Source organism: Helicobacter sp. T3_23-1056, from assembly GCF_053654535.1.
On the sequence record NZ_JBSIUU010000059.1, the window covers coordinates 1 to 4,054 of the forward strand.

General features: G+C 42.1%; 5 protein-coding genes and 1 pseudogene. All 6 read right to left on the reverse strand.

Annotated elements, in window-relative coordinates; translation table 11 throughout:
* Nucleotides 1-18: 18 nt before the first annotated feature.
* Nucleotides 19-411 carry a hypothetical protein gene (locus tag ACWIUO_RS13475; RefSeq protein ID WP_454178402.1) on the reverse strand — a complete coding sequence of 131 codons (393 nt, stop codon included), beginning with the start codon at nt 409-411 and terminating at the stop codon, nt 19-21.
* Between the two features lie 98 nt (nt 412-509).
* A complete protein-coding gene (locus tag ACWIUO_RS13480) occupies nt 510-971 on the reverse strand; it encodes a hypothetical protein (RefSeq protein WP_454178403.1) in 462 nt (153 codons plus the stop codon).
* A complete protein-coding gene (locus tag ACWIUO_RS13485; protein WP_454178404.1) occupies nt 968-1,090 on the reverse strand; it encodes a hypothetical protein in 123 nt (40 codons plus the stop codon). The genes ACWIUO_RS13480 and ACWIUO_RS13485 overlap by 4 nt, the downstream gene beginning before the upstream one ends.
* A complete protein-coding gene (locus tag ACWIUO_RS13490; RefSeq protein ID WP_454178405.1) occupies nt 1,090-3,285 on the reverse strand; it encodes a heavy metal translocating P-type ATPase in 2,196 nt (731 codons plus the stop codon). Before ACWIUO_RS13490 ends, ACWIUO_RS13485 begins: the two co-directional genes overlap by 1 nt.
* A 71-nt stretch (nt 3,286-3,356) precedes the next feature.
* Nucleotides 3,357-3,818 carry a hypothetical protein gene (locus ACWIUO_RS13495; protein ID WP_454178406.1) on the reverse strand — a complete coding sequence of 154 codons (462 nt, stop codon included), beginning with the start codon at nt 3,816-3,818 and terminating at the stop codon, nt 3,357-3,359.
* A gap of 43 nt (nt 3,819-3,861) precedes the next feature.
* A pseudogene (locus ACWIUO_RS13500) lies at nt 3,862-4,054 on the reverse strand (hypothetical protein); the annotation flags it as partial.

Consider the following 4,054-nt stretch of genomic DNA (forward strand, 5'->3'; position numbering starts at 1 on the left):
TAAAATTTTTGCACAGATTCACTCGCATTCTTTGCAGTATTTTTTCATAACTTGCTCGACTTTATCTTGGTATTCTTTGGAGTCATAGACCATTCCTATACAAAAATACAAGTCTTTAAATCTCACATTTTTATCAATATAATCTCTCAATTCTGCCAACGCTTCCTTACCTCCAACATTCCGTAAAATAGCTTCTTGCTCTCTTAAGCGATTAGCTATCATAGTATTTCCGGGTATTTTTTTTGAATAGCCTAAACAATAATCAAGCCCCCAAAATCTATAAAACTTTTTACCCTGTTTTTTGTATATTTCGGGGTATTCGTTAGCATTATAAAAGGCTACATAGTCATGGGCATATATAATACTTGCACAAACAATCAACGCGCACAACGCTACTAATTTTTTTATCATTTTGACTCCCAAAAATAGAATTTTTGCACAGATTCACTCACATTTTTTGCAATATTTTTCACTAATGCGCTTAAAAGTTGCTCCATACCAAGCGTAGATTATTTTTTCTCATACAAGCTATGATGCCAAATGCTAAACCCAACCAACGCCACGCCAGAGGCGATATGCAGATTTCTCGCGAAGTTGCCTTTAAAAAACGCGCTCCCCACGCACACAAGCAGTGAAGCACTCATTCCTAGTTTGGCAAATTCTCTTTTAGATTCCACCGAAGTGAATAGCTCTGCGACTTGCAGGGTTTTTAGGCTTAGGCTTGAAGTTTTAGAATCTTTTGATTTTGCCTCATTTAAGCGTGTCGCGCCATTATTTGCGCCATTTGTTGCGCCATTTCTTTTGCTATTATTTGCGCCATTGCTCGCGCTAGATTTTACGCTAGACTTACTTGCGGTATTTGTGGTATTTCTCGCTTGTAGTGTGCGCGGTTTTGTCGCGCTCGATTTTGCCATACTAGATTTTGTGCTAGACTTGCTCGCTATGCTTGTTTTTTTAGTGTTTGTTGTCATTGTTGCTCCTTTTTGTTAGATTTTTTCGCTCTTTTATCACTCAATTTTTTCACACTCCCCCTTGCCACTTTGTAAAACAGCACCACGCAGCCAATCAACGCTAAGGGCATTAGAGGCATTATTTTTTCCTTAGGTGTATGCCACGAAGCGCGTTTAGCAGAAGTCCTATTGTCGTGCCATTATGCAAAAACGCCGTTTGTATGGGGGAGAGCTTCCCAAATGTCGCTAGGGCTAAAATCGCGCTATTCACCACCACGGTGATTTTGAAATTTTTATTGACTTTGCTTAGGCATTCTAGCGCGTATTCTTTGGCGTCTGCTACGGATTCTATGTCATCTTTTAGTAGGACAATGTCTGCGCTTGCTTTGGCGATGTCTGCCCCTTTGCACATTCCGATTCCGCTGTGTGCCTTTATAAGTGCGGGGGCGTCATTGATTCCGTCCCCTACAAAGGCGACTTTATGCCCTTCGTTCATTATAGATTCTAAAATCTCTGCTTTTTGGGTTGGCAAAAGTTTGGCATAAAATCTATCGATTCCTAGTTCATTTGCGATTTCACGCGCTTTGTTTTCCTCATCGCCTGTTAGCATTATGATTTGCTTCACGCCACTTTTTCGCAAGCGTGCTAATGCCTCTTTGGCGTTGTGTCGCACCGTGTCTTTTAGCAAGATAAGTCCTAGCAACTCCCCGTCATAGCCGATAAATAACGGCGTATGTCCAGAATCTAGAAGTGTCTTGATTTTGGCTTCGTGCGCGCTCATATCCACGCCCTCATCGTCCTCTAAAAAATGCCGATTGCCAATGAGCACTTCTTTGCCATTGATTTGGCTTTTGACCCCGTGTGCGACTATGAATGTTACTTCATCGTGGTGGATATGGTTAAATTCTCGCTCCCTAGCCGCCTTTACCACCGCTTCAGCCACAGGGTGGAAATAATGCTCCTCAATGCTTGCAGAGAGGTTTAAAATCTGCTCTTTGCCCCAGCTTGGCGAGAAGCTATGCACTTGCACGACTTCAAGTTCGCCTTTTGTGAGCGTGCCTGTTTTATCAAAGACAAAGATTTCGGCTTCATTGAGCGATTCTAGGCTTTTCGCGCCTTTGATGATGATTCCATTTTTGCCCGCACTTGAGATGGCAGACTTAAACGCCACAGGGGTGGCAAGTTTGAGCGCACAGGAATAATCCGCTTGAAGCACGCTAGCCACGCGCGTTAAATCGCGGTTAAACACATAAGAGAGAATCGCAAGCCCCAAAGTGATAGGCACAAGAGAATCCGCCATTTTAGAGGCGGAGAGCTGAATGGCGGATTTTTGAGTAAGCGTTTCTTGGATATAGTTTTTGATTCTCGCAGTAGCGGTTTGGCTACCCACACTCTCTGCCCAGATTTTGATTTTGCCCTCTTGGACGATTGTGCCTGATAGCACCCTATCGCCTCGCGTGCGCTTTATGGGCGTGGCTTCGCCTGTCATTGAGATTTGATTTACCATTGCTTCGCCTGAAATGATATGCCCATCGATTAGGATACTATCCCCAGCACCCACCACGACAATATCGCCGATTTGCAAATCCTCACTTTTAGTTAGCACCAAATCGCTTTTGCCATTTGCTTGCTTTTCTACCCACGCTTCGCCACCTTGAGGCTTGCTAAGCTCTTGGAGCAAATCATCGCTTTTATACATTGTCATCTCTTCGATATATTCGCCCAAAGTCAGCATAAAGTTCGTAGAATTTGCCGTGCGAAAATCCGCGCGATAGAGCGAAATCGCCACGGCAAGAGCCTCTAGCACACGCGAAGTAACGCCCTCGCTTAATGCCTCTTTTACCCCACTTTTTAGCAATGGAAATGCCGCGATTGTGCTAAATGCGGCTTTTGGCAAAAATGGCGTGATAAAAGGCTCGCTAATAAGCGCGGTAGCGGAGCGCACGACTTCAGCAGAGCTAGGAATCTCATCGCGCAAAGCAAAAATGCTAGATTCTGAAACCTTGCGCTTTGAAGTGGTGAGCAAGTTTGTAAGCGCGCTGAAAATCTCACTTGTGAGGCGCGCTAGCTCGCCCTGCCCTCCCTCATAGCTAATGATAATATTATGCAAAATATCATTGACACGCACGCCTTTCACGCCATCTATCGCCTCCACAGCCAAACGCAAAGGCATTGCTTGAATCGCCCCGCCTTTATGCAGCGCATACGAAAACCGCGCCCGACTTGCCGTGCTATGAATGAGCTTTAATCGCACAGGATTTTGGCGCGAATCTTTACGCAAAGTTTTGGGTGTGATTTTAGATTCACTAGAAACTAATTGCTTATTTTTTGCCATATTTACCCCTTAACACATATTAAATTTTTCATCATCACGCTTTGTTGTCTATACTTTGGCATTTGGATTCCTTACTCACATTCTTTGCAGTATTTTTTTACGATTCGCTCCACTTCGGCGTCAAATTCTTTATTTTCATACACCAAATCAAAGCAAGCATTTATATAGCCCTTATGTTCATACTCCATAGCAACACTATAATACTTCTCCATATATGTTTTTAATTCGCTTAACGGCTCATTGCCCAAAAGCCTTGTCATATTATCTATGTGTGCTAGGTTTATTATCTCTTGTGGCATTTTTTTGCCACAGCCTGATGACATAGTTTTATCCACGCTTGAAGTGTATTTTAAGCAATGAGCTAAAGCCCATCTTTTATAGTATTTGATTGGATTTTGCATAAAAGAGGTTTCAGCAACGCTTTGCTTTGTGCTTCCGCTTTTAGTGCAAGAGTAAGTGTCGGCTAATGTAGGTGGTTCAGCATTTACGCTAGAAATACAACATAACAACATCATATAAAATAATTTTTTCATTATGGAAACTCCCAAAAATAAATTTTCCACCACAGATTCACTCTCATTCTTTGCAGTATTTTTTTATGATTCGCTCCACTTCGGCGTTGTATTGTGGGGAATCGTAAATATCTAATGCTTGATGAATGGATTTGCTTGAAATATTTGGATTATAATATGCGGTATTTTGTCTTATAAATATTTTTAGCTCTTTTATAGCATTATCTAATTGTGGTATATTTAAACATAAAAATCGG